The 24,793-nt window shown below is 70.8% G+C and carries 26 protein-coding genes; 18 read left to right on the forward strand and 8 right to left on the reverse strand.

Annotation, left to right across the window (positions count from 1 at the left end; all coding sequences use genetic code 11):
• Positions 1–4: 4 nt before the first annotated feature.
• The 13 genes from ACIHFE_RS29165 to ACIHFE_RS29225 all read left to right on the forward strand — a co-directional run bounded on the left by ACIHFE_RS29165 (position 5) and on the right by ACIHFE_RS29225 (position 13,284).
• Positions 5–1,060 (forward strand): glucose-1-phosphate thymidylyltransferase, encoded by a 1,056-nt coding sequence (locus ACIHFE_RS29165; protein ID WP_400111242.1) that lies wholly within the window; start codon positions 5–7, stop codon positions 1,058–1,060.
• Positions 1,057–2,043, forward strand: coding sequence for a dTDP-glucose 4,6-dehydratase (gene rfbB / locus ACIHFE_RS29170; RefSeq protein WP_400111244.1), 987 nt, complete (start codon positions 1,057–1,059; stop codon positions 2,041–2,043). Before ACIHFE_RS29165 ends, rfbB begins: the two co-directional genes overlap by 4 nt.
• On the forward strand, positions 2,030–3,001 hold the full coding sequence (locus ACIHFE_RS29175; protein ID WP_400111246.1) for an NAD-dependent epimerase/dehydratase family protein: 972 nt from the start codon (positions 2,030–2,032) through the stop codon (positions 2,999–3,001). The genes rfbB and ACIHFE_RS29175 overlap by 14 nt, the downstream gene beginning before the upstream one ends.
• Positions 2,998–4,302, forward strand: a complete 1,305-nt coding sequence (gene rfbH / locus ACIHFE_RS29180; RefSeq protein ID WP_400111248.1) for a lipopolysaccharide biosynthesis protein RfbH — start codon at positions 2,998–3,000, stop codon at positions 4,300–4,302. Before ACIHFE_RS29175 ends, rfbH begins: the two co-directional genes overlap by 4 nt.
• An 8-nt stretch (positions 4,303–4,310) precedes the next feature.
• Complete coding sequence (locus ACIHFE_RS29185) at positions 4,311–5,054, forward strand: NAD-dependent epimerase/dehydratase family protein (protein WP_400111250.1); 744 nt, start codon at positions 4,311–4,313, stop codon at positions 5,052–5,054.
• 49 nt (positions 5,055–5,103) lie between these two features.
• Positions 5,104–6,528: an NDP-hexose 2,3-dehydratase family protein gene (locus ACIHFE_RS29190; RefSeq protein ID WP_400111252.1), complete on the forward strand. Its 1,425-nt coding sequence runs from the start codon at positions 5,104–5,106 to the stop codon at positions 6,526–6,528.
• Entirely contained in the window at positions 6,525–7,514 is a 990-nt protein-coding gene (locus ACIHFE_RS29195; RefSeq protein WP_400111254.1) for a Gfo/Idh/MocA family protein, read from the forward strand. Before ACIHFE_RS29190 ends, ACIHFE_RS29195 begins: the two co-directional genes overlap by 4 nt.
• The gene (locus ACIHFE_RS29200) at positions 7,495–9,042 is read left to right on the forward strand and encodes an acyl-CoA carboxylase subunit beta (RefSeq protein WP_400111256.1); all 1,548 of its coding nucleotides are present in this window, start codon (positions 7,495–7,497) and stop codon (positions 9,040–9,042) included. The genes ACIHFE_RS29195 and ACIHFE_RS29200 overlap by 20 nt, the downstream gene beginning before the upstream one ends.
• Positions 9,043–9,245: 203 nt before the next feature.
• On the forward strand, positions 9,246–9,884 hold the full coding sequence (locus ACIHFE_RS29205) for a DsbA family protein (RefSeq protein WP_400111258.1): 639 nt from the start codon (positions 9,246–9,248) through the stop codon (positions 9,882–9,884).
• Positions 9,885–9,918: 34 nt separating this feature from the next.
• Positions 9,919–10,506 carry an NADPH-dependent FMN reductase gene (locus ACIHFE_RS29210; RefSeq protein ID WP_400111260.1) on the forward strand — a complete coding sequence of 196 codons (588 nt, stop codon included), beginning with the start codon at positions 9,919–9,921 and terminating at the stop codon, positions 10,504–10,506.
• Between the two features lie 27 nt (positions 10,507–10,533).
• Positions 10,534–11,286, forward strand: a complete 753-nt coding sequence (locus ACIHFE_RS29215) for an SDR family oxidoreductase (RefSeq protein WP_400111262.1) — start codon at positions 10,534–10,536, stop codon at positions 11,284–11,286.
• A gap of 175 nt (positions 11,287–11,461) precedes the next feature.
• On the forward strand, positions 11,462–13,063 hold the full coding sequence (locus ACIHFE_RS29220) for an FAD-binding oxidoreductase (protein WP_400111263.1): 1,602 nt from the start codon (positions 11,462–11,464) through the stop codon (positions 13,061–13,063).
• Positions 13,060–13,284 carry an acyl-CoA carboxylase epsilon subunit gene (locus tag ACIHFE_RS29225; protein ID WP_400111265.1) on the forward strand — a complete coding sequence of 75 codons (225 nt, stop codon included), beginning with the start codon at positions 13,060–13,062 and terminating at the stop codon, positions 13,282–13,284. The genes ACIHFE_RS29220 and ACIHFE_RS29225 overlap by 4 nt, the downstream gene beginning before the upstream one ends.
• 88 nt (positions 13,285–13,372) lie before the next feature.
• Here the strand turns inward: ACIHFE_RS29225 and ACIHFE_RS29230 are convergent, their stop codons facing one another.
• On the reverse strand, positions 13,373–14,131 hold the full coding sequence (locus ACIHFE_RS29230; RefSeq protein WP_400111267.1) for a response regulator transcription factor: 759 nt from the start codon (positions 14,129–14,131) through the stop codon (positions 13,373–13,375).
• A 416-nt stretch (positions 14,132–14,547) separates the two neighbouring features.
• Between ACIHFE_RS29230 and ACIHFE_RS29235 the strand changes: the two genes are divergently transcribed.
• A complete protein-coding gene (locus ACIHFE_RS29235; RefSeq protein WP_400111269.1) occupies positions 14,548–15,384 on the forward strand; it encodes a hypothetical protein in 837 nt (278 codons plus the stop codon).
• An 85-nt stretch (positions 15,385–15,469) separates the two neighbouring features.
• Complete coding sequence (locus ACIHFE_RS29240; RefSeq protein ID WP_400111271.1) at positions 15,470–15,742, forward strand: DUF1876 domain-containing protein; 273 nt, start codon at positions 15,470–15,472, stop codon at positions 15,740–15,742.
• Here ACIHFE_RS29240 and ACIHFE_RS29245 read toward each other — a convergent pair.
• Genes ACIHFE_RS29245 through ACIHFE_RS29255 form a run of 3 tightly spaced genes read right to left on the reverse strand, consistent with a single transcriptional unit; the run spans position 15,690 to position 17,458 of the window.
• Positions 15,690–16,505: a GNAT family N-acetyltransferase gene (locus ACIHFE_RS29245; RefSeq protein WP_400111272.1), complete on the reverse strand. Its 816-nt coding sequence runs from the start codon at positions 16,503–16,505 to the stop codon at positions 15,690–15,692. The two genes, ACIHFE_RS29240 and ACIHFE_RS29245, sit on opposite strands and share 53 nt — an antisense overlap.
• A 30-nt stretch (positions 16,506–16,535) precedes the next feature.
• Entirely contained in the window at positions 16,536–16,613 is a 78-nt protein-coding gene (locus ACIHFE_RS29250) for a 50S ribosomal protein bL37 (protein WP_400111417.1), read from the reverse strand.
• Positions 16,614–16,645: 32 nt separating this feature from the next.
• Entirely contained in the window at positions 16,646–17,458 is an 813-nt protein-coding gene (locus ACIHFE_RS29255; protein WP_400111274.1) for an SDR family NAD(P)-dependent oxidoreductase, read from the reverse strand.
• A gap of 498 nt (positions 17,459–17,956) precedes the next feature.
• Between ACIHFE_RS29255 and ACIHFE_RS29260 the strand changes: the two genes are divergently transcribed.
• Together ACIHFE_RS29260 and ACIHFE_RS29265 are read left to right on the forward strand one after the other, a co-directional pair.
• A complete protein-coding gene (locus tag ACIHFE_RS29260) occupies positions 17,957–19,165 on the forward strand; it encodes a cytochrome P450 (RefSeq protein WP_400111275.1) in 1,209 nt (402 codons plus the stop codon).
• A 13-nt stretch (positions 19,166–19,178) separates the two neighbouring features.
• The gene (locus ACIHFE_RS29265; protein ID WP_400111277.1) at positions 19,179–20,318 is read left to right on the forward strand and encodes a type III polyketide synthase; all 1,140 of its coding nucleotides are present in this window, start codon (positions 19,179–19,181) and stop codon (positions 20,316–20,318) included.
• A 48-nt stretch (positions 20,319–20,366) separates the two neighbouring features.
• On the opposite strand, the gene ACIHFE_RS29270 is transcribed toward ACIHFE_RS29265, so the two are convergent.
• From ACIHFE_RS29270 to ACIHFE_RS29285, 4 genes are all read right to left on the reverse strand, one after another.
• Positions 20,367–20,591 (reverse strand): hypothetical protein, encoded by a 225-nt coding sequence (locus tag ACIHFE_RS29270; RefSeq protein ID WP_400111279.1) that lies wholly within the window; start codon positions 20,589–20,591, stop codon positions 20,367–20,369.
• Positions 20,588–21,520, reverse strand: coding sequence for a ketopantoate reductase family protein (locus ACIHFE_RS29275; RefSeq protein ID WP_400111281.1), 933 nt, complete (start codon positions 21,518–21,520; stop codon positions 20,588–20,590). Before ACIHFE_RS29275 ends, ACIHFE_RS29270 begins: the two co-directional genes overlap by 4 nt.
• 73 nt (positions 21,521–21,593) lie before the next feature.
• Positions 21,594–21,992: a RidA family protein gene (locus tag ACIHFE_RS29280; RefSeq protein ID WP_400111283.1), complete on the reverse strand. Its 399-nt coding sequence runs from the start codon at positions 21,990–21,992 to the stop codon at positions 21,594–21,596.
• A 31-nt stretch (positions 21,993–22,023) separates the two neighbouring features.
• Entirely contained in the window at positions 22,024–23,280 is a 1,257-nt protein-coding gene (locus ACIHFE_RS29285) for an MFS transporter (protein WP_400111285.1), read from the reverse strand.
• A gap of 48 nt (positions 23,281–23,328) precedes the next feature.
• On the opposite strand from ACIHFE_RS29285, the gene ACIHFE_RS29290 reads away from it, so the two are divergent.
• A complete protein-coding gene (locus tag ACIHFE_RS29290; RefSeq protein ID WP_400111287.1) occupies positions 23,329–24,744 on the forward strand; it encodes a PLP-dependent aminotransferase family protein in 1,416 nt (471 codons plus the stop codon).
• Positions 24,745–24,793 lie beyond the last annotated feature (49 nt).

The raw sequence follows: 24,793 nt of genomic DNA on the forward strand, positions 1-24,793 counted from the left end.
CCTTATGAAAGCCCTGGTGTTGTCGGGCGGGTCGGGGACCCGTCTGCGGCCGTTCAGCTACTCCATGCCCAAACAGCTGATCCCGATCGCCAACAAGCCCGTGCTGGAACACGTTCTGGAGAACATCCGCGATCTGGGCGTCACCGAGATCGGGATCATCGTCGGGGACCGCATCCATGAGATAGCCCCGGTGCTGGGCGACGGCTCCCGGTTCGGGGTGCGGATCACCTATATCCCGCAGGACAAGCCGCGCGGGCTGGCGCACACCGTGGTCCTCGCCCGGGAGTTCCTGGGCGACGACGACTTTGTGATGTACCTGGGCGACAACATGCTGCCCGAGGGAGTGGCGGACATCGCCGCCGAGTTCACCGCCGAGCGGCCGGACGCCCAGGTCGTGGTCTACAAGGTGCCCAACCCGACCGCCTTCGGGGTGGCCGAACTCGGCCCGGACGGCGAGGTGCTGCGGCTGGTGGAGAAGCCCAAGGAGCCCAAGAGCGACCTGGCGCTGATCGGGGTGTACTTCTTCACCCCCGCCATCCACCAGGCCGTGGCCTCCATCGCGCCCAGCGCACGCGGCGAGCTGGAGATCACCGACGCCATCCAGTGGCTGGTCACCCAGGGCGCCGACGTCAGGGCCCGGGAGTACGCCGGGTACTGGAAGGACACCGGCAAGGTCGAGGATGTGCTGGAGTGCAACCGGCACCTGCTGGAGGACCTCACCGCCGAGGTGGCCGGTGAGGTCGACGAGGCCAGTGTGCTCACCGGGGCAGTGGTGGTGGAGGCCGGGGCGCGGGTGGTGCGCTCCCGGATCGAGGGACCGGTGGTGATCGGCGCCGGCACCGTGGTGGAGGACAGCCACCTCGGGCCGCACACCGCCATCGGGCGGGACAATGTGCTCCGCCGCGCGGGACTGACCTACTCCATCACCCTGGACGGCGCCGAGGTCAGCGATGTGCGCGGACTGCACGGCTCGTTGATCGGCCGGCAGGCCGTCGTCGGGGGCTCGGCCCAGCACCGGCTGGTCGTCGGTGACCACACCCGGGTGGAGGTGGCGGCATGAGGATCCTGGTCACCGGCGCCGCCGGATTCATCGGCTCGCACTATGTGCGCACCCTGCTGTCCGGCGGCTACCCGGGCTTCGAGGACGCCGAGGTCACCGTCCTGGACAAGCTCACCTACGCCGGCAACCGGGCCAATCTGCCCGCCGAGCACCAGCGGCTGAGCTTTGTCGAGGGCGACATCTGCGATCTGCCGCTGCTGCTGGAGCTGTTCCCGGGGCATGACGCGGTGGTGCACTTCGCGGCCGAGTCCCATGTGGACCGTTCCATCGAAGCGGCCGCGGACTTTGTGCGCACCAATGTCGGCGGTACACAGAACGTGCTGGAAGCCGTGCTGCGCACCGGCGTTGAGCGGGTGGTGCATGTCTCCACCGACGAGGTGTACGGCTCGATCGCCGAGGGCTCCTGGACCGAGACCTGGCCGCTGGAGCCCAACACCCCCTACGCCGCCTCCAAGGCCGGCTCGGACCTGGTCGCCCGCTCCTACTTCAAGACCCATGGGCTGAACCTGTCCATCACCCGCTGCTCCAACAACTACGGGCCCTACCAGCACCCCGAGAAGCTCATCCCGCTGTTCATCACCAACCTGCTGGAAGGCAGGCAGGTGCCGCTGTACGGCGACGGAAAGAACATCCGCGAGTGGCTCCATGTGGACGACCACTGCCGCGGCATCCAGCTGGTCCTGGACAAGGGCCGCGCCGGCGAGGTCTACAACATCGGCGGCGGCAACGAACGCACCAACCTCGAGATCACCCACACCCTCCTGGACCTCCTCGGCGCCGATGAGTCGGCCATCCGCCGGGTCGCCGACCGCAAGGGCCACGACCTGCGCTACTCCATCGACGAGTCCAAGATCCAGCAGGAGCTGGGCTATGCCCCGCTGACCTCCTTCGAACAGGGCCTGGCCGACACCGTGAACTGGTACCGCGACAACCCCGGCTGGTGGAAGCCGGTCAAGCACGGAGCCCAGAGTGCCGCGCGCTGAGGGCCTGACGGTGGTGGTGCTGGGCGCCACCGGCTATCTGGGCCGCCGGCTGTGCGAGTCCTTCACCGGGCAGGGAGCCAGGGTCCGCCCGGTGTCCCGAGGTGCCACCGGACCGGAGGCCGTCCGGCTGGATGTGCTGACCGCCTGGCCGGAGGAACTGGCCCGGGTGCTGGGCTCGGACGGCGTGGATGTGGTGGTCAACGCGGCGGGCCGGGCCTGGGCCGCCGACGAGCGGCAGATGGCCGAGGGCAACGCCCGGCTGGTGGCCCGGATCACCCAGGCGCTGGCCGGCCTGGACCGGGCGCCCCGGCTGGTGCAGCTGGGCAGCGTCCATGAGTACGGCGCCGGCACCCCGGGCACGGCCACCACCGAGGACCAGCCGGCCGCGCCGGTGACCCCCTATGGCCGCACCAAGCTCCAGGGCAGCCAGGAAGTGCTGCGCGCCGCCCGGGAGTCGGGGGTGGACGGGGTGGTGCTCCGGCTGGCCAATGTGGTCGGCGCCGGGGCGCCCGCCGGCAGCCTGTTCGGCAAGGTGGCGGACCACCTGGCCGAGGCCGCCCGCACCCGGGCGCTGGGCGGCACACCGGCCGAGCTCCGGCTGCCGCCGCTGCGCACCCGCCGCGACCTGGTGGACCTCGCGGACACGGTGGACGCGGTGCTGGCCGCCGCCACCGCCCCGGCGGACCTGGTGCGCGGCCAGGTGATCAATGTGGGCGGCGGCCGGGCCGTCCCCATGCGGGAACCGGTCGACCGGATGGTCGCCCTCAGCGGCCTGCCGGTCCCGGTGGCCGAGGCGGCCCCCACCCCGCCGCTCCGCGCCGATGTGGAGTGGCAACTGCTGGACATCACCCGGGCGCGCCGGCTGCTGGGCTGGCGGCCGCGCCGCACTCTCGACGATTCGCTGCGCGACCTGCTCGCCGCCGCGATGCCCCATGCCTACGGAAGGACCGCACCATGAGCGAGCGCAAGGACCTGGTACTGGAGGAGGTCCGCAAGTTCCACCGGGAGGCCTCCCCGGTAAGGGAGTTCATCCCGGGGCAGACCGAGATCTGGCCCTCGGGCGCGGTGCTGGAGGAGGAGGACCGGGTGGCGCTGGTGGAGGCCGCCCTGGAGATGCGGATCGCGGCCGGGCGCAGCCAGCGCATGTTCGAGTCGCGGTTCGCCCGCCGGCTCAAGCGGCGCAAGGCACACCTGACCAACTCCGGTTCCTCCGCGAACCTGTTGGCGGTCTCCGCGCTGACCTCGCATGTGCTGGAGGACCGGCGGCTCCGCCCGGGCGACGAGGTGATCACGGTCGCGGCGGGCTTCCCCACCACGGTCAACCCCATCCTGCAGAACGGCCTGGTGCCGGTGTTCGTGGATGTGGAGCTGGGCACCTACAACGCCACCGCGGCCAAGGTGGCGGCGGCCATCGGCCCCAGGACCCGGGCCATCATCATCGCGCACGCCCTGGGCAACCCCTTCGAGGTCGCCGAGATCGCCCAACTCGCCGAGGAACACGAGCTGTTCCTGATCGAGGACAACTGCGACGCGGTCGGCTCGCTCTACGACGGGCAGCTCACCGGCACCTTCGGCGATATGACCACGGTCAGCTTCTACCCGGCACACCATCTGACCATGGGCGAGGGCGGCTGTGTGCTGACCTCCAACCTGGCGCTGGCCCGGGTGGTGGAGTCGCTGCGGGACTGGGGCCGGGACTGCTGGTGCGAGCCGGGGGAGAACGACAAGTGCCTCAAGCGGTTCAAGTACCAGATGGGCACCCTCCCCGAGGGCTATGACCACAAGTACATCTTCTCGCACGTGGGTTACAACCTGAAGGCCACCGACATCCAGGCGGCCCTGGGCCTGACCCAGCTGGCCAAGCTGGACTCCTTCATCGACGCCCGCAAGCGCAACTGGCGGCGGCTGCGGGACGGTCTGGACGGGGTGCCCGGCCTGCTGCTGCCGGAGGCCACCGCCAAGTCCGACCCCAGCTGGTTCGGCTTCGCCATCACCGTCCGGCCCGGGGCCCACTACGGCCGGGCCGAGCTGGTGGACTTCCTGGAGGACCGGAAGATCGGCACCCGGCGGCTGTTCGCCGGCAACCTCACCCGGCACCCGGCCTATACCGACCAGCCGCACCGCATCGTCGGCGACCTCACCAACAGCGACATCATCACCGACCAGACCTTCTGGATCGGCGTGTACCCGGCCCTGACCGAGGAGATGCTCGACTATGTGATCGCCTCGATCAGGGAATTCGTGGCCGGGCGCGGATGAGCGACCGCATGGACATCGTGGGAAACGGATTCCTGGCCCGGAACCTGCGGCCGCTCGCGGACCGGCACCCGGGCACCGTGGCCCTCGCGGCGGGGGTCTCCTGGGCGAGCGGCACCTCCGATGCCGACTTCGCCCGGGAGGCCGCGCTGCTGAAGGAGGCCGCCGAAGGGTGCCTGGCCACCGGCCGGCGGCTGCTGTTCTTCTCCACCGCCGCCACCGGGATGTACGGACGGGCCGTGGGCCCCGGCCGGGAGGACGCGCCGATCACCCCCTGCACCCCCTACGGGGCGCACAAGCTCGCCCTGGAGGAGCAGTTGCGCGCCTCCGGGGCCGACCACCTGATTCTGCGCCTGGGCCATCTGGTCGGCCCGGACCAGCCCGACCACCAGCTACTGCCGTCCCTGGTACGGCAGTTGCGCGGGGGAGCGGTGCGTATCCACCGGGGCGCCGCCCGGGACCTGATCGACGTCCGGGATGTGATCACCGTCATCGACCGGCTGCTGGCCCTGGACCTGCGCGCCGAGACGGTCAATGTGGCCTCCGGGGTGGCGGTGCCGGTGGAGGACATCGTCGATCACCTGGGGCAGGCGCTGGGCCTGACGGCACGCCGCGAGTACCAGGAGGCCGGCGGCCAGCACACCATCTCCATCGACAAGTTGCGCGCCCTGGTGCCGGAGGTCGGGGGCATGGGCTTCGGGCCCGGCTACTACCGCCGCATCCTCGACGACTTCACCGGCGCCGCCCGGGTCTGAGCCGGGCCCGTACCTCTGACACCTGATCCATAAGCAGGGAGCCCGATCAATGCCTTCTCTCATCCAGCCACGCGAGGACACCGGTCTCGCGGCCCGCCTCGCCCGTTCCGCCGCCGCCACCGAGGGCGCCGGGCCGGCCACCGCCGACTTCGCCTCCTGGCTGGCCGGCCGGGGCCGGGCCAGCACCTTCCGGGTGGACCGCATCCCCTTCGCCGAGCTGGACGGCTGGTCGTTCGAGGAGCCGACCGGCAATCTGGTGCACCGCAGCGGCCGGTTCTTCACCGTGGAGGGCCTGCGTGTCACCGAGGAGGAGGGCCCCTACGGGGACGGGCCCTACGCCGACTGGCACCAGCCCATCATCAAGCAGCCCGAGGTGGGCATCCTGGGCATCCTGGCCAAGGAGTTCGACGGGGTGCTGCACTTCCTGATGCAGGCCAAGATGGAACCCGGCAACCGCCCCCAAGTTCTCGGCTCCGCTCGAACAGGGGGGACCCCCACCCTGCTCCAGCTCTCGCCCACGGTGCAGGCCACCCGCAGCAACTACACCAAGGCGCACCAGGGCGCCGATGTGAAGTACATCGAGTACTTCATCGAGCCGGGCCGGGGCCGGGTGATCACGGACGCGCTGCAGTCCGAACACGGGTCGTGGTTCTTCCGCAAGTCCAACCGCAACATGGTGGTGGAGGCGCTGGAAGAGGTGCCGCTGCTGGACGACTTCTGCTGGCTCACCCTGGGACAGATCGCCCAACTGCTGCACCGCGACAATGTGGTCAACATGGACTCCCGCACCGTGCTGTCCACCCTGCCCCACGCGGACCCCACGGCGGGCGCACTGCTGCCGGACACCCGGCTGCTGTCCTGGATCACCGGTGAGCGCTCCCGGCACGACGTGCGCGCCGAGCGCGTCCCGCTGGCCGGCCTGCCCGGCTGGAAGCGCGGCGAGGACACCATCGAGCACCAGGACGGCCGCTACTTCAAGGTGGTGGCGGTCCGGGTGCAGGCCGGCAACCGCGAGGTGACCGGCTGGACCCAGCCGCTGTTCGAACCGGTGGGGCAGGGCGTGACCGCCTTCCTCACCCGGGAGTTCGACGGAGTGCGCCATGTGCTGGTGCACGCCCGGGTGGAGGGCGGCTTCCTGGACACCGTGGAGCTCGGCCCCACCGTTCAGTACACCCCGGGCAACTACGCCCATCTGCCCGCCGCGCAGCGCCCGTTGTTCCTGGACGCGGTCCTGGCGGCCACCCCGCTCTATGAGGCGGTGCACTCCGAGGAGGGCGGCCGCTTCCTCAACGCCGAGAGCCGCTATCTGCTGGTGGAAGCCGATGAGCGGCTGGCCCCGCTGGACCCGCCGCCGGGCTACGCCTGGGTGACCCCCGCCCAGCTGAGCTCGCTGGTCCGGCACGGCCACTACCTCAATGTCCAGGGCCGTACCCTGCTGGCCTGCCTCAACGCCTGGACGGTGAGCGGCCGATGAACGCACCGGTGCGGATCGCGGTCCTCGGCTGCGCGGATATCGCGGTACGCCGGATGCTGCCCGCCTTCGCGGCCGACCCCGGACTGCGGACGGTGGCCGTGGCAAGCCGGGACGGGGCCCGGGCGGCCGAGGTCGCCGGCCGCTTCGGCTGCCGCCCCGTAACGGGCTATGCGGCCGTGCTGGCCGACCCGGAGGTGCAGGCCGTCTATGTCCCGCTGCCGGCGGCCCTGCATGCCGAGTGGGTGGAACGGGCCCTGCTGGCCGGCAAGCATGTGCTGGCCGAGAAGCCGCTCACCCCGGACCCGGAGGTCACCGGGAAGCTGCTGGCGCTGGCCGAGGAGTCGGGGCTGGCGCTGATGGAGAATGTGATGTTCGTCCACCACACCCGGCACACCGCGGTGCGGGAGCTGGTGCGGGACGGCGCCATCGGTGAACTCCGGGCCCTGCACGCGGCGTTCACCATCCCGCCGTTGCCCGATGACGACATCCGCTACTCGCCGGAACTGGGCGGCGGCGCGCTGGCCGATGTGGGCGTCTACCCGCTGCGGGCCGCCCTGCATCTGCTGGGCCCCGAACTGGCCGTCTCCGGCGCGCACTTGACCACCCGCGCCGGGAAGCGGGTGGAGACCGCCGGGGCCGCGCTGCTGCGCACCCCCGCCGGGGTGAGCGCCCAGATCACCTTCGGCATGGAGCACGGCTACCGGTCGGCCTATGAACTGTGGGGCACCGAGGGCCGGATCACCGTGGACCGGGCCTTCACCCCGCCCGCCGGCCATACACCGGTGCTGGGCCTGCACCGGGGCGCGGAGCACCGGGAGATCGCACTGGAGCCCTGCGACCAGGTGGCGGCCACCGTGGCCGCATTTGTCACCGCGGTACGGGCCGGGCACGCCCCCGGCGAGGACACACTGCGGCAGGCGGCGCTGCTGGACGAGGTGCGCCGGTCGGCCGCGGGAAGGGATTCGGATGAGTGGCACACCGGTTGAGGAACTGGCCGAGATCAGGGAACGGGCGCGCCGGGGTCCCGGCGACCGCGCCACCGAGGCCCAGCACGCCAAGGGCAAGCTCACCGCCCGCGAACGCATCGAACTGCTGCTGGACGAGGGCTCGTTCCACGAGGTGGAGCCGCTGCGGCGGCACCGGGCCACCGGTTTCGGGCTGGAGGCCAGGCGCCCGTACACCGATGGCGTGATCACCGGCTGGGGGGCCGTGCACGGCCGGACCGTATTCGTCTATGCCCATGACTTCCGGATCTTCGGCGGCTCCCTGGGCGAGGCCCATGCCACCAAGATCCACAAGATTATGGATATGGCCCTGGCGGCCGGGGCGCCCCTGGTGTCGCTCAACGACGGGGCGGGCGCCCGGATCCAGGAGGGTGTCTCGGCGCTGGCCGGCTATGGCGGGATCTTCCAGCGCAACACCAAGGCGTCGGGAGTGATCCCGCAGATCAGTGTGATGCTTGGGCCCTGCGCGGGCGGTGCGGCCTACAGCCCGGCGCTGACCGACTTTGTCTTTATGGTCCGGGACACCTCCCAGATGTTCATCACCGGGCCCGATGTGGTCAAGGCCGTCACCGGCGCGGACATCTCGCAGAACGGCCTGGGCGGCGCCGATGTGCATGGCGCCGTCTCCGGGGTGGCGCACTTCGTCTATGACGACGAGGAGACCTGCCTGGAGGAGGTCCGCTATCTGCTGTCCCTGCTGCCGCAGAACAACCGGGAGCACCCGCCGGCCGTGGTCGCCGCGGACCCGGCCGACCGGCGCGCCGAGGCGCTCCATGAGCTGGTGCCGGCCGATGGCAACCGGCCGTATGACATGCGCCGGGTGATCGCGGAACTGGTCGACGACGGCGAGCTGTTGGAGGTGCATGAGTCCTGGGCGGCCAACATCCTGTGTGTGCTGGCCCGGCTGGACGGCAAGGTGGTGGGGGTGGTGGCCAGCCAGCCGCAGTCGCTGGCCGGGGTGCTGGATATCTCGGCATCCGAGAAAGCGGCCCGATTTGTTCAGGTCTGTGATGCTTTCAATATCCCGATAGTGACGCTACTGGACGTCCCCGGCTTCCTGCCCGGGGTGGACCAGGAGCACGGCGGGATCATCCGGCATGGCGCCAAGCTGCTCTACGCCTACTGCAATGCCACCGTGCCCAGGATCTCGGTGGTGCTGCGCAAGGCATACGGCGGCGCCTATATCGTGCTGGACTCCCGCTCCATCGGGGTGGACCTGGCCTATGCCTGGCCGGCAAATGAGATCGCGGTGATGGGTGCCGAGGGCGCGGCCAATGTCATCTTCCGCCGGCAGATCGCCGAGGCCGGTGACCCGGAGGCGATGCGGGCCCGGATGGTCAAGGAGTACCGGGCCGAGCTGATGCACCCCTACTACGCGGCCGAACGCGGGCTGGTCGACGATGTCATCGACCCCGCCGAGACCCGCCGGGTGCTGATCGCGGGCCTGGCCATGCTGGCCACCAAGCACGCCGATCTGCCGTCCCGCAAGCATGGCAACCCCCCGCAGTAACGGGTGGGTTGGCCGGGGCAACTGCCTTTGTGGTTTTACTTGACGCCCGGTAAGTAGGGCACCCATGATGGGACCACCGGAGGCCAACGGGCGTCAGTCATCGACGGACCGAGCCGGCCGGCGTACGCCGGTCCCGTCAAGCCGCGGCCTCGGTCACCCCCGCCCGGGGCCGCACCCGTCAACCCGTCTCGGAGGAACCGGCGATGGAAGAGCCCAGGCCCGGCCGCACGGTGCACACCGAGGTGGTGCTGGACGTCATCTGCGCCCACTCCTACCTGGGTTGGACCCGCTTCCAGCGCGCGGCCGGGCGGTTGCGCGCGGTGGGCGTCCGGGTCGGGGTGACGGTGGCACCGTTCGAGCTGGCGCCCGGCGCCGGCACCGAGGGGCGGCCGCTGCTGGAGGTGCTCAGGGAGGTCTTCGGCCCCGAGGCGGCGGCCGGCACCGCGCAGTTCGCCCGGCATGCCGCCGCGGACGGCCTGCGGCTGGACTACCAACGGGCCGTGGCCACCGGCACCTTCAAGGCGCACCTGCTGATCGCCCTGGCCGCCCGGCAGGACCGGGCCGAGGCCATGGTGGAGCGCCTGTTCCGGGCCCACTTCACCGACGGCCTGCACATCGGCGACGATGCCGTGCTGGCCGCGCTGGCCGCCGAAGTGGGCGTGGTCCCCGGTGAGTTGGACGAGCGGGAGCTGCGCGCCCGGCTGGACGCGGTACGCGCGGCGGGCGTCACCGGGGTGCCGGTCTTCCGTATCGGCGGCCGGGTGACGCTCACCGGTTCCCAGCCCGAGGCCGTGCTGTACGCGGCGCTGAAGGACGCGGCGGACGCCGCGAGCGCCGTCTGATCACCACCCCGCCGATCCACCGAAGGAGATACCCATGTCAGAAAGCCGGTTGAAGCTGGCCGTCATCATCGGCAGCGTCCGGGAGGGACGTTTCGGCCCCACCGCGGCCAACTGGTTCGCCGGCGAGGCCAGGCGCCGCGATGACATCGAGGTCGACCTGGTGGACCTGGCCGAGGTGCACCTGGGCCAGGAGGCGCCGTCCATGTCGCCCTCGCCGGAGGCCCTGGCCGCCCTGGGGCAGCTCACCCCGCGGCTGGCGGCCGCCGACGCCTTTGTGGTGGTGACCGCGGAGTACAACCACAGCTACCCGGCGGCCCTGAAGAACGCCATCGACTGGCACAACACCCAGTTCCACGCCAAGCCGGTGGCCTTTGTCTCCTACGGCGGCCTGGCCGGCGGCCTGCGGGCGGTGGAGCACCTGCGGCAGGTCTTCGCCGAGCTGCACGCGGTCACCACCCGGGACACCGTGAGCTTCCACGGCACCTGGGAGCACTTCGAGAGCGATGGCCGGCTGAAGAACCCCGAGGGGCCCAACACCGCCGCCAAGAAGCTGCTGGACCAGGTGACCTGGTGGGCCCGGGTGCTGCGGGAGGCCCGCGCCAAGGACCCGTACACCGCCTGAGACCCCCGCAGACAAGGAGAACAGCGCATGGGCAGCACACTCACCGGCAAGACGGCCCTGGTCACCGGCGGCAGCCGGGGAATCGGCCGGGCCATAGCCAAGCGCCTCGGCCGGGAGGGAGCCAGGGTCGGGGTGCACTACGGCAGCAATGAGGCGGCGGCCAAGGAGACGGTGGCCGCCATCGAGGCGGCCGGCGGCAGCGCCTTCCCGGTACGGGCCCAGCTGGGCGTGCCGGACGACGCGGAGACGCTCTGGGCGGCCTTCGACACCCAGGCCGACGGGCTGGACATCCTGGTCAACAACGCCGGGGTGCTGGGTGACCAGTCGACCATCGAGGACGTCACCAAGGAGAACTTCGAGCGGGTCTTCGCGGTCAACGCCCGGGCGCCGTTCTTCATCACCCAGCTGGGGCTGCGGCGGCTGCGCGACAACGGCCGCATCATCAATGTCTCCACCATGCTCACCCGGGGCATCGCGATGCCCCAGGCCATCAACTACGCCATGTCCAAGAGCCCGATGGACGTGGTCACCCGCACCCTGGCCAAGCAGCTCGGCCCGCGCGGCATCACCGTCAACACCGTGGCGCCGGGCGTGGTGGAGACCGATATGCACGAGGGGCGGCTGGCCGGTCCGGCCCGTCAGTACCTGGAGTCCCAGGTGCCGCTGGGCCGCATCGGACTGCCCGAGGACATCGCCGACGCGGTGGCCTTCCTGGCGAGCGAGGACGGCCGCTGGGTGACCGGCCACTGGCTGGACGCCACCGGCGGAACGATGTTGTGAGCAGCGGAAGTTGAGCGTCCGTCGCGCGGATACTCAACATTCGCACTAGGCAACGACAGATCCATGTCAAGAGCATGGCGGAGCCGAGCACTGCCTGGTTGGCTGTGGCCAATCCCCGGAGTTAGTAGACAACTTGGGGATATTTGCCGAAACATCAGACAGGCAGGTGCTTTCTATGGTTTCGCGGGTTTCGCGACGCGGATTTCTGGGCTCCGCGGCAGCGGTGGCGGGAGCCGCCGCGGTCGGCGGCTTCACACCGGCCTATGCCGGGGCCCGGACCGACTGCGGACCGGTCGCCCCCGAGGTGATCGTCCGCCCCGGCGACGCGCGGTACACCGAACTGGCCACCCGTGGCTACAACCAGCGGTTCTCCTCCAGCGCGGACGAGATCTGGCTGGTGCACAGCGCGGAACAGGTGGAGAAGGCCGTCAACCAGGCCGTCCGGCAGAACCAGCGGATCACCGTGCGCAGCGGTGGCCACTGCTTCGAGGGCCTGGTGGACGACCCGCAGATCAGACTGCTGGTGGACACCTCGGAGATGAAGGGCGTGACCTTCGACCCCCGGATGAACGCCTTTGCCGTGCTGCCGGGCAACCGGCTGGGCGAGGTCTACAAGGCGCTCCACGACGGCTGGGGAGTGACCCTGCCCGCGGGCGTGTGCCCCGAGGTGGGCGTGGCCGGCCATGTGGCCGGCGGCGGATACGGCCCGCTCTCCCGCCACTACGGTCTCTCGGTCGACCACCTGCACGCGGTCGAGGTGGTGGTGGCCGGCAAGGACGGCCGGGCCCGCACCCTGGTGGGCACCTGCGACCCCAAGGACCCGCACCACGACCTGTGGTGGGCGCACACCGGTGGCGGCGGCGGCCAGTTCGGCATTGTCACCAAGTACTGGTTCCGCACCCCGGGCGCCAAGGGCGAGCCGGGCAAGCTGCTGCCCACCCCGCCCGAGCGGTTCCGGGTCAGCTATGTCACCTGGCCCTGGAACGGGCTGACCGAGGCCGGCTTCACCCGGCTGGTGATGAACCACGGTGCCTGGCACGCGGCCAACAGCGGGCCCGACTCCCCGTACGCCCGGATGCACAGCTCGCTCCAGCTGTTCGCCGCCTTCGCGGGGTACGTCAAGCTGGAGATCAGGATGGACGCCACAGTGCCCAACCTGGAGCAGCTGCACAACGACTACATCAAGGCCCTCTCGGCCGGCGTCGGCGTCCAGCCCACCGTGCAGACCACCGACTCCACCTGGCTGGAGGCCGCCCTGACGCCCTCCGGCGACCGGCAGGGCTACACCCGCCACAAGTCGATGGGCGGCTATCTGCGCAAGCCCTTCACCGACACCCAGATCGCCGCGCTCTACAAGAGCCTGACCGACCAGACCCACAAGGGCATCGGGCTGGTGTACCTGGCCGCCTATGGCTGCAAGATCAATACGGTCGCCCCGACGGCCACCGCGGTGGCGCAGCGGGACTCCATCATCAAGCTCTGGTACGCCAACAACTGGGTGGACAAGGCCGATGACGAGGCCGAGGTCAACTGGATACGCACCCTGCACGGCACGGTGCACGCGTCCACCGGCGGGGTGCCGGTGCCCAATGACCAGCAGGACGGCTGCTACATCAACTACCCGGACATCGACATCCGGAACACCAGCGTCAACCACTCCGGAGTGCCCTGGTCCACGCTGCTCTACAAGCAGAACTACCCCCGGCTGCAGCGGGCCAAGAGCACCTATGACCCGCGCGGGGTGTTCCGGCACACCCTCTCGGTGGACCCGGCATGACCGCGCGGGGACTGCGCATCGAGAGCGGTGCGCCCAGCGCGGAGGAAGTCGCCGCGGTGACGGTGGCGTTGTCGGCGGTGCTGGCGGCCCGGGCCGCCGGGGTGGCGGGCGAGGGATCGCGGGATGTGGCCGGTGCGCGGTGGACACCGGCCATGACCCGGCGCCGGGCGGCCACCTCCTGGGTGGCCGGGCCCCGGCCCGGCTGGCGGAACGCCGCCTGACGCGGGGCGGTTGACGAAATCGGCACGGCCACCGCCCCCGGACAGCGGGTGCGGTGGCCGTGGTGAATGCGGGAATCGGCAGGCCGGCTCAGGCGTGCCCGAATCGGAATCCCACGCCGCGTGCGGTGATGATCCAGGTGCTGGAGCCGAGTTTGCTCCGCAGGCTGCTGACATGGGTATCAATGGTACGTCCGGGACGTGATCGTGAATCCTCCCAGACCTGCGTCATGATCTGTTTTCTGGAAATGATGTTCTCCGGCTGGGAGGCAAGGAGGTAGAGCAAGTCGAACTCCTTGCGGGTCACTTCGACGCGTCGGTCACCCAAGTGGATTTCCCGAGTCCGGGAATCGATGCTGAGCGGCCCCCTGATGATGATCTCCGTGACCGGCTGATGCTGCTGCACGGGGCGGACCCGGCGCATGACGGCCTCGATACGGGCGGTCAGTTCGGGGAAACCATAGGGCTTGACAATGTAGTCGTCCGAGCCTGCCTGCAGACTCAGTACACGGTCGAGTTCGGTGTCACGAGCGGTGACGACAATGATCGCGGTATTGCCCGCGGACCGGATGGCGCGGCATACGGCCACCCCGTCGAGGTCGGGCAGGTCCAGATCGATCAGCAATAAGTCGGCGTCCCGGTACTGCTGGAGCGCCTTGGTGCCGGTGTCCACGCTGTCGGCCTGATATCCATGCCGGCGGAGGCCCATGACCAGGGCCCGGGCGGCCCGGGGCTCGTTCTCCACCACCAGTACCCGCAGGGTGGACCGGGCCTGGGCGGGTAAGCGGGGCCGTGTCGGTGATTGCCGCAGAATTTTCTGCTCTAGAAAGCCAGTGGACTGATGACCCATCCGATGCTCCCCCACGTTCATCCAATAACAGGCATCGAGTCAGTGCTTCTCGAACGAGACTATAAAGCGGCTTTAGGTCCTGTCAAAGTTCATTTTGTGACGTACCGTCAAAAAATCCTGATTCTTAACTGGCCGGAAACAAAGGCAGGGCTTGACGCGGCGCGCCTTAATGTGTTGACGAACCGTCAGGTATGGTTCCGTCGACCTGCGGCCCAGTGACGGTGGCAACACGGACCGTAACCATGCGGAGGGTTCCGTTCGGGCCCGCCGGAGCGGTCGGGCAGGTTACTGAAAGAAATAAGAAATCCAACTACACAGGAATGACATGAAATTGCTTACCACCTTGTCCGGCGGCGATTCCCGGAAATAGCTTGGCGGTACTTCCGACCGAGTGGGGGCAGGGAATGGCTGGAGGAATGACGGGCATCGCGACGGCGTTAGCGGTGTGCGCCGGGGCGGGCTGCCGGGGTCGTGCGGCGGAGGGCGGGGCCCGTGGGCTCACGGCCGCCGGGAGCCGGCTCTGTGCGGCCTGCGGTGACCGCCTGGTGCGGGAGCTGTCCCGGCTGCCCCGGCTCCATGAGGAGTGCGGCCTGCGGCTGGGGGGTGGCCCTGACCAGCGGCAGGAGAAGACCTCCGGGGGGCCGTTGCCCGGTATGCCATTCAACTCCGCGGCGGCCGAGGCGCGTTCGGCGATCATGGGAGTGCTGCGCTGCTGGGCGGCGGTGGTGGTGGAGGACCGGGGTGTGGCCGCGCCGGAGAATACGGTGTCCGCGCTCGGCGAGTTCCTCATCCGGCATGCCGGCTGGCTGGCCGCCCAGGACGCGGCCCATGAAGTCTCCCTGGAAATAGCAAAGTTGGTGAACCGCGCGTACCGGGTCATCGATCCGCTGCCGATTCGCCGGGTGCCGATAGGCGGTTGTGTGGAGGCCGGCTGCCCGGGAACCCTGACCGCGCTGCTGCGGCCGCACCGGCCCGATTCCCAGGCCGAAATCGTCTGTGACACCGCCCCCGGGCACCGCTGGCAGGCGGCGGACTGGCTGCGGCTGCGGCGGCGCCTGGCGCAGGGTAACTCCACCGCGGAGGCTCCGGCGGCGGCGTGGGTCAGTGCCGGACACATCGCCCGGCTGTGGCGTATCCCACCCGGCAGTGTCTACCGCCATGCCAGCGAGCAGCGCTGGCGCCGCCGCACCAGGGCGGGCCGCACCTACTACCACGACGGGGACGTCCGCCGGACCCTGGACGGGCGGGGCTAGGGCCGGGGCGGCCGGCTCCGGGTGCGGGGGAGGGGCGCCCGTGTCAGCGTGGTGCCAGGGGGCCGCGCGCAAGGAGGGATCCGCAGTGACCGGCACCAAGAGCTGGAGTGTTCACATCGACATCAAGGAACACGACCACACCGTCACCGCCGAGGCCAGGCTCAGCGGCAAGGCTCCGGGCCCGATCGTCGGCGAGGGCACCGCCCGCTGCAACCCGGGCGACGAGAACGTCCCGGACATCGGCGACGAACTGTCCGTGGCCCGGGCGCTCAACCGGATCGCCGACCAGCTGCTGGACAAGACGATCAAGGACATCGAGTCGCATACCCATGAGCCGGTGCGGGGGCTGCGGGCCTGATCCGGGGGGCTCCGGCCGCGTGGTGGACATAGCGGAGCGCCGGCTGGAAGCCCGCCGCGGCGGCCAGCCGGCGACTGGGGTGATTGTCCCGTGAGCAGGTCCAACTGACGGCGCGGCCCATGGTGTTGAGGTCCATGCACAGTTCGGTCACACAGGCGAGCGCCAGCCCGTGGCCACGGTGCGCGGGCACGGTGGCCACCGCGATGTCCGCGTAGCGCTCGCCGAGGAAGTGGGTGACGGCGAGGGAGAGCAGCCGGCCGCGCCGGAAGGCGCCATGGGCGGAGCCGGATCCCGCCGGCGCCGCGGCCCCGCCCCAACTGCCGCCGAGCCGGCGGAAGTCGGGGCCCAGCGCGGCCACCGCGGCGGCGTCCGCCGCGGTCAGCCGCCGTATGGTCATGCCCCGGCCCGGCCGCCGGGCCGGGGCGGGGGCGCCCGGGTGCGTCCAGATCATCCGCTCCCAGGGGGTGATCCGTTCGAAGGCGGCGCCCAGCACCGGCAGGAACCGGTCCGGCGCCGCGAAGTAGCGGTGGGCCAGCGGAGCCAGCCCGGCCGGGTCCACCGCCTGGGGATCACCGCCCAGCAGGACGTGCCCGGCGCACTCCACGGCCCCGGCCCGGGCGGCTGTCGGACGGTCGGCCCACCAGCGGCCGCACCCGGTGGTGCGGAGGTGTTCGGTGAGCGAGCCAAGGCCCGGGCGGCCGGTGGGGAACCAGGCGGCCCAGGGGCCGGCGGCCGGAGCGGTGCGCGGGGACAGTGCGATCACCGGGGTTCCCTTCCGCCGGCCGGGGCGGCGTCAGCGCTGACCGGCCTTCTTTCCGTGGTTGGCCTTCTTCTTGCGCCGGGTCTTCTTCTTGCGTGCGCGCCTGGACATGGAATGCCTTCGTTCGGCGGGGCGGGCGGCGGTCAGGCGGCCTGGTCGACCAGCCGGCCGGCGAGCTTGCACAGTCGGCGCACGGTGCGCTCCTCCAGCGCCACCGGGGCCACCGGGGAGAGCGCGGTGCGGTCGTAGTAGGCACCGGGCTCCAGCTCGGTGGCGGGGTCGCACAGGCGGACCACCCGGGCGGCGCCCTCGGCGGGGGAGTCGCCCTCGTGCGCGTACATCGGCAGCAGCGCGGTGTCGCATACGCCCGGGTGCACGCTGACGGATGTCCAGTCGGCCGAGGAGCGGGCGAAGATGGTCAGGGCGAGCTGGGACTGGGCGTAGGCGGCCACCCGGGAGTAGCGGCGGGCGCGGTTGATGTCGTTCCAGGCGATGGAGGCCGTGCGGTGCATCGAGGACGACACATGGATCACCCGGCTGCCGGGGCGGGCGGACAGCGGCCCGGAGAGCTCCCGGGTGAGCAGGTAGGCGGCCAGGAAGTTCACCTGGAGGGCGAGCTCATGGCCGTCGGCGGTGAGGGTGCGGCGCTCCGGGGCGGCCACCGCCGCGTTGTTGACCAGGACGTCCAGCACCGGGAACCGGTCGGCCACCCAGGCGGCCATGGCGCGCACCTCGTCCAGCCGGGAGAAGTCCGCGACGGTCGGATGCAGCAGCTTCCCGTCCGCGCCGGCGGCGGTCAGCCGGGCGACGGCATCCTCGCCACTGGCCTGGTCCGGGGCGTGCACCAGGACGGTGGCGCCCCCTTCGGCGAGCAGCCGGGCGGTCTCCCAGCCGATGCCGGAGGTGGCGCCGGTGACCAGGACGGTCCGGGGGGAGGGCGAGGCAGCAGAAGACATGGTGATCCACTCCGGGATGCGGAAAGGCAGCTGATTCCCGGGGTCCTCGCTGCTGCGGGACCGCCGGGCGAAGGTGACGCACCACCGGTCACGGTGAACGGCGACGGGTGGGGTGGAGACAGCGGGCCGGCAGGCGGCCGTAGGACCGCTAGCGGACCGCGAGAGAGCAGCGCGCGGGACTCGGCGACGCCGTATGAGGCGGCCGGTCGTCATGGCGCACGGAGCTGTTCACACACCCCATCCAAGGAGAGGGCGGAACCGGCGGCAAGGGCCGGACGGTGTCCCTGACGCTCCCCTGACGAGGCCCTGATGCCCCTTCACTCGAATGGAGCAACTCACCCGAGCGTGTTCGGGAAAAGTGTGTTCCCTTTACATTGTTCAGTCCACAAATCGAGTGAATTGTGCATCTGCACGTGTGGCGCGCTTGCCAGTGCGGAAGCGATCAGTAGATACCGGCGCGCCACCGGGCCGTGCCCTTGGGTACAGGGGAGTGTTTCCATGACTACTTCGGAATCCGAACGGACGTGTCCCTTCCGTCACGATGACGCCTTGGAACCAGACCCCTTCATGGCAAGGATGCGGGTGGAGGCGCCCATCGCCCGGGTCCGCATGCCCTATGGCGAGGGTGAGTGCTGGCTGGTCACGCGGTACGAGGACGTCCGCACCGTCACCCAGGACCGCCGCTTCAGCCGGGCCGCCATCATCGGCAAGGACTTCCCGCGCATCACACCGGCTCCCATCGTCCAGTCCGAGGCCATCAATGTGATGGACCCGCCCGCTCTCAGCAGACTCCGCCGCCTGGTCACCAAGGGCTTCAGCAACAAACAGGTCGAGGAGCTGCGGCCGAAGACCCAGCAGGTGGTGGACGCGCTGCTGGACACCATGGAGCTGCACGGCCCGCCCGGCGACATCGCCAAGGACCTGGCCGGCAAGCTGCCGCTGACCACCATCTGCGAGCTGCTGCAGGTGCCGGCCGCCGAACGTCCGCAGCTGCGCGCGTGGGCCATGGCGATGATGTCCATGAAGCCGGCCGACCGGGAGAAGGCGGCCGAGGCCAAGGCCGGGCTGCGGGAGTACTTCGCCGAACTGACCGCCGAACGCCGCCGCAACCCGGGCGACGACCTGCTCAGCACCCTGGCCACCGCCGAGGTGGACGGTGAGCGGCTGGACGACCGGGAGCTCGCCGTGATGGGCATGCTGCTGCTGGTCACCGGTCATGACACCACCACCTATGAGATCTGCAACATCGTCTACACCCTGCTCACCCACCCCGTCCACCTGGCCCAACTGCGCTCCCGGCCCGAGCTGTTGCCGCAGGCCATCGAGGAGCTGCTGCGCTACATCCCGTTCCGGCAGGGTGTGGGCATCCCCCGAGTCGCCCTGGAGGACGTCCAGTTCGACGGTGTCACCATCAAGGCGGGGGATGTGGTCCATGTCTCCTATCTGTGCGCCAACCGTGACGACGACGCCTATGAACGCCCGAACGAGCTGGACTTCGAGCGCCAGGAACCCGCGCCGCACATGACCTTCGGGCATGGCTCACACCACTGTCTGGGCGCCCATCTGGCCCGGATGGAGCTGCAGATCGCCATCGGCACCCTGCTCAGCCGGTTCCCCGAACTGCGCCTGGCCGTACCGGCGGAGGAGGTGGAGTGGAACACCGTCTCGATCTGGCGCTACCCGCTCACCCTGCCGGTCGCCTGGTGAAGGAGGCGTCGTCATGGCAACGCTCTGCAGACCGGCGATCGCCGTCCCCGAGCACATCATCACCAGGGAGCAGACCCTGGAGCTCGCCCGGACCCTGCATGCCGACCATCCCCAACTGGAGCTGGCCCTCCGGCTGATCGGCAACACCGGTGTGCAGAAGCGGCATCTGCTGCAGCCGATCGAGGACACCCTCAAGCACCCCGGCTTCACCGCGCGCAACGACATGTACGAGGTGGAGGCCAAGCGCCGGGTGCCCGATGTGGTCAGCCGGGCGCTGGCGCAGGCCGAGCTGACCCCGCGCGAGATCGACATGATCGTCTATGTCTCGTGCACCGGCTTTATGATGCCCTCGATGACCGCCTGGCTGATCAACACCATGGGATTCCGCAGTGAGACCAGGCAGTTGCCCATCGCCCAGCTCGGCTGTGCGGCGGGCGGGGCCGCCATCAACCGGGCCCATGACTTCTGCAGCGCCTACCCCGAGGCCAATGTGCTCATCGTGGCCTGTGAGTTCTGCTCCCTGCTCTACCAGCCGACCGACCTGGGCGTGGGCAACCTGCTGTCCAACGGCCTGTTCGGGGACGCGCTGGCCTCGGCCGTGGTGCGGGGCCAGGGCGGCAGCGGGGTGCGGCTGGAGCGCAACGGCTCCCATCTGGTGCCGGACACCGAGGACTGGATCTCCTATGGCGTCCGGGACACCGGCTTCCACTTCATCCTGGACAAGCGGGTGCCGGGCACCATGGCGATGCTCGCCCCGGCCATGCGCGAGATGGCCGAGCCCCATGACTGGGACGTCTCCGGGCTGGACTTCTACATCGTGCATGCCGGCGGCCCGCGGATCCTGGACGACCTCTGCCACTACCTCGACCTGGAGCCGGAGACCTTCCGCTACAGCCGTGCCACGCTCACCGAGCGCGGCAATATCGCCAGCGCGGTGATCTTCGATGCCCTGGAGCGGCTCTGGCAGGACGGCGGGGCCGGCCATGCCGCCCGCGGGGTGATCGCCGGCTTCGGCCCCGGCATCACCGCCGAGATCGCCCTGGGCACCTGGGTGGAGCAGGGCCGGGCCGACGGCGCCACCAGGGCGCGCCGGCAGGCCAGGGCCAAGGCGGGGCACAACGGCGGTGAGAAGCGGGCCGCCACCGCGGTCTGAGCCCCGGAGGGGAGCGCAGGTCACCTCGGTGACCTGCGCCAACTCGGGTCACCTTCCTGGTCGGCCGACGTCCCGCCGAGCCAGCAGATACCCGCGCCGGGTTTCGGCCTCCGGTGGATAGTGCGTCCGCTCCAGGCGCGCCTCGATGAGCGCCGTGAGGAGCGCCCGGTCCAGCGGCTTGTGGGTCAGCTCGCCGCTGATGCGCTCCCGGTACTCCTCGGCGACGGTGTCATAGCTCCGGCGGACCCGGTCGTGATCCATCGCTTCGGTCATGGCCTGGCCTCGGCCGCGAGTTCGGTCACCAGCCGGGTCGTGAGCGGCACAGGGATGCCGTGCCGCTCCGCCGCGCGCAGCAGGGCTCCGCCGATGGCGTCGAGTTCCAGCGGGCGGCCTGCCTCCGCGTCGCGCTGCATGGACGACTTGCTGTCGGCGAGGAAGGCGTCGTAGCGCTTCAGCACCTCATCGACCGCCGACCGTCCGCCGCAGGCCCGGCTGACCGCGACGGTCTCCTGGACCAGGGCCGTCAGTTCGTCCCGCCGCTCGGACCGGATACCGCCGATGGGCAGCCGATGGCGGGTGGTGAGCAGGGCGAAGGGAGCGAGGAAGGCCAGCTTCCCCCAGAGGACCGCGTTCTCGTCCGCCATGACCTGGGTGGTCACTCCGGCACCCGTGAGCAGCGGGACGAACGGGGCGAGCCGCTCCCGCTGCCCGGCCAGGTCGATCTCGGTAAACGGGCTGCCGTGCTCGATGACGCCCGGCGCGGTGCGGGTGGACTCGACACGGATCACGGCCGGTACCACGCGCTCCTGCCCATAGCGTGCTCGCAGGACGTCGGGGTGCTCGACGCCGTTGAGCAGCGGCAGCAGCACACCGCTCGCGAGCGACTGCGGCGGGATGCGGTCGAGCGCGGCGTCGAGGGCGGTGCTCTTGACCGCCACCAGGCACAGGTCGACGGGCTCACGCAGCACGGTTGCCGCCTCGACGGCTGCGGTGAAGTCGCCGAACTGCCTGCTGTGGACGCGGATTCCGTGCTGACGCAGCGGCCCGGCGGTCTCGTCCCGGGCGATGCAGATCACGCGGTGTCCGGCACGGGAGAGCAGCGCGGTGAGCAGGCCGCCGACTCCTCCGGGGCCGAGCACGGCGACGGTCGAACGGGGCGGGATCGGGAGCGAATCGACGGCGAGCGGTCCGGAGTTGGACATGGCTGGGTTCCTCTCGGCTTGTAGGTCGGCACCCGGAATGGGTTGCCGCCCTGGGCACGGCGTGATCATCTACTCAGGCCATGACCGGGTCAATCCTTGCGAGGGCGTCGATCTCGACGCGGAAGGACGGGCGGACGAGCCCGGCGACCTGCACCAGGGAACAGGCCGGTAGGCAGGCCGGGTTCAGATGCTCGTCGCGGATCCGGCGGAAGGCGTCCAGGTCGGCCAGATCGGTCAGGTAAACGGTCAGCTTGACCACGTCGTGCAGCCGGGCACCCACTGCCTGAAGCGCGATGGCCAGGTTGGTGAAGACCTGTTGGATCTGGGCGGCGGCATCCGATTCGCCCACGACCCGGCCCTCGGTGTCCAGGGGAACCTGGCCGGAGACCGCGACCATCGGTCCGGTGAACGCCACCGCGTGGCTGTAACCGTTGACGGGCGGGCTGCCATGGGGCCGGACGAAGTGCTGCATGTGATCTCCTTCTTCTTGGTTGCGGGCGCGTTTACGCGTGGTCGAGGTTGTCGCGGAGCGGCAGCGGTGCGCATGCTGATTCGGGCGCGTGCGCCTCGCTGTCCTTGGCCCGGGCGGCCGCCCGGCGGTCGAGCCAGGCCGGGACGACGGCGGTCAGCATCGCGGTGCCGGTCAGGGCGAAGGCCCAGGGATAACCGGTCCCCGCCGCGAGCCAGCCGAACGCGACCGCGCCGGCGCCCATGCCCGCGTCATAGGCGAAATTCCACAGCGCGCTGACGGTGCCGTAGCCGGCGGCGGGGACACGCGCGTACATCAGCGTCAGGGTGGCGTTCTGGGCCACGCCGAAGCCGATCCCGAACACGCCGACCGCGACGACGACCACCACCGGGGTGCTGGTCAGCACCATCAGCAGCGTGCCGGCGGCCGACAGCAGCAGGCCGGGCAGCACCAGAGCGTCCGGGCCGTGCCGGTCACCACGCCGGCCGGCGAGCCAGCGGGCCACCGTGGCCGTCGCGGGCTGGACGAACAGCGCCGCGGTGACCAGGCCCGTGGCCGAGGCGGGAACGGCCAGCGGCAGGAAGGTGACGACGATCCCGGCGGCGACGGCGGTGGCCGCGAACACCACGGCTGGGCGCCGGAGTCCGGCCGTCCGCAGCCCTTCGGCGATACCGACCGGCCGCCCCGACGCGCGGATCCGGTCGGGCAGGCCGGGCACCGAGAGGATCGCGGCGAGCGCGGCCACAGCCCCGGCCGTGAAGACCACCCCATAACCCCCGTGCGCGGCCAGCCACACACCCAGCGGCAGCGCCACCAGCGAGGGCACCCCGCCGACGATACCGACCAACGCCAGCCCTTCGCCGCGCCGTTCGGCCGGAATGAGCGACGCCGTCAGCGCGCCGCCCGCGACCACGGTGAACGCAAAGCCCAGTCCGCGCAGCAGGCAGACCGCGACGATCCACCACAGGTTCCGGGACAGCGACAGTGCCAGCGCCGGCGCGCCCAGCAGACCCAGACCAGCGGCCAGCACGACGCGGTAGCCGTAGCGGTTGACCAGGGCCGGCGTCGCAAGCTCGCCCGCCGCCGTCGCCAGCATCAGCGTGCCCGTGGCCAGCCCGGCACTCCCGCCACCCCCGTTGCCCGCCGTCGCATAGTCGGGGACGACCGACAGCAGTAGGTAGAAGCTGGTCGAAGCACCCAGCATGGATATGAAGCGCAGCAGCAACGACCGCGTCACCAGCGGCGAGCGTGTCGCGGGCGTGGGGGAAGCCGAGTTGAGCGATTCGGTCATGGGCAGGACGCTAAGCGCCCGACCGGATCGCCAGTAAGCTCCAGTTCCATGCCGCCGGAGTGGTCCAGTTCCCCGCCCGATCTGCTGCTGCCCGTCGACCGGACCAGCGGTCGGCCGCTGCGCGCGCAACTGGAGCATGGGCTGCGGGACGCGATACGCACCGGCCGCCTGCACATCGGTGAACGGCTGCCGTCCTCCCGGGAACTCTCCCGCACGCTTGGCCTCTCGCGCGGTCTGGTGCAGGAGTGCTACGCCCAACTCCTGGCCGAGGGCTACCTGGTGACCCGCCCCGGCTCCGCCACCCGGGTGGCGGCGGGCACCGCGGCATCGCCCGGTGCCGCCCGGCCAAGCACCAAGGCCCCGCGCCTGGTGGCCGACTTCCGGTGGGGCGTACCGGACTTGGGCGCCTTTCCGGTCCAGGACTGGCTCTGGGCCACCCGTGAGGCAGCACGTGCCATGTCGACGGCGGAGTTCGACTACGGCGACCCGCGTGGCAGCGCGGTCCTGCGCGAGGTGCTGGCCGGTTACCTGCGCCGGGTGCGAGCCGCCGCGGCCGACCCGGAACACATCGTCGTCTGCAACGGCTACGCCCAGGGCCTCGGTCTCGCCCTCCGTGTCCTCGTGGACGGCGGCGTGCGGAGCGTGGCCTTCGAGGACCCCGGCTCACCCGCCACCGTCCGTGCGGCCGCCACCGAGGCGGGCCTGCGGGCGGTTCCCGTACCCGTCGACGAACAGGGCATCGATGTAAGGGCGTTGGCCCTGACCGACGCCCGCGCCGTCGTGGTCACCCCCGCCCACCAGTGGCCGACCGGCGTCGCCCTCGCCCCGGAGCGCCGGCTGGCCTTGACCGAGTGGGCCAGAGACCGCGACGCGGTCATCATCGAGGACGACTACGATGCCGAATTCCGGTACGACCGCGAACCCGTCGGCGCCCTCCAGGGACTGGCGCCCGACCGGGTCATCTCCCTCGGTACCGTCAGCAAGTCCCTGGTCCCCGCCCTGCGCATCGGCTGGATGGTCTGCCCGCCCGAGCTGGCCGGATCGCTCGCCGACCAGAAGCACCGCAGCGACCGCGGCACACCCACCCTCGACCAACTCGCCCTGGCCAGGCTGATCGAATCCGGACGCTTCGACCGCCACCTGCGCCGCATGCGCGCCATCTACGCGGCCCGCCGCACCGCCCTGCTCACCGCGCTCGCCGAGCACGCCCCCGGCCTGCCGGTCACCGGCCTCGCCGCCGGCTTCCACGCCATCGCCCACCTGCCCGCCGGCGCCGACGAACACCACATCGTCACCGCCGCCCGCGAACGGTCCGTCGGCCTCTATGGCATCAGCAGCTGCCGTGCCTCGCGCGCCACCGCGCCCGCGCAACTCATCCTCGGCTTCGGCGATGTCGGCGAACGGGCCATCACCCGTGGAATCGCAGCGGTCGGCAACCTGCTCACCAGGCCGGCGTCCTTGTGATGTTCTGGCTGCGGGCCGTTTGTGGCTGGTCGCGCCCACGCGGCGGAGC

Origin of the sequence: Streptomyces sp. NPDC052396, assembly GCF_044593195.1 — a bacterium.
GTDB lineage: Bacteria > Actinomycetota > Actinomycetes > Streptomycetales > Streptomycetaceae > Streptomyces.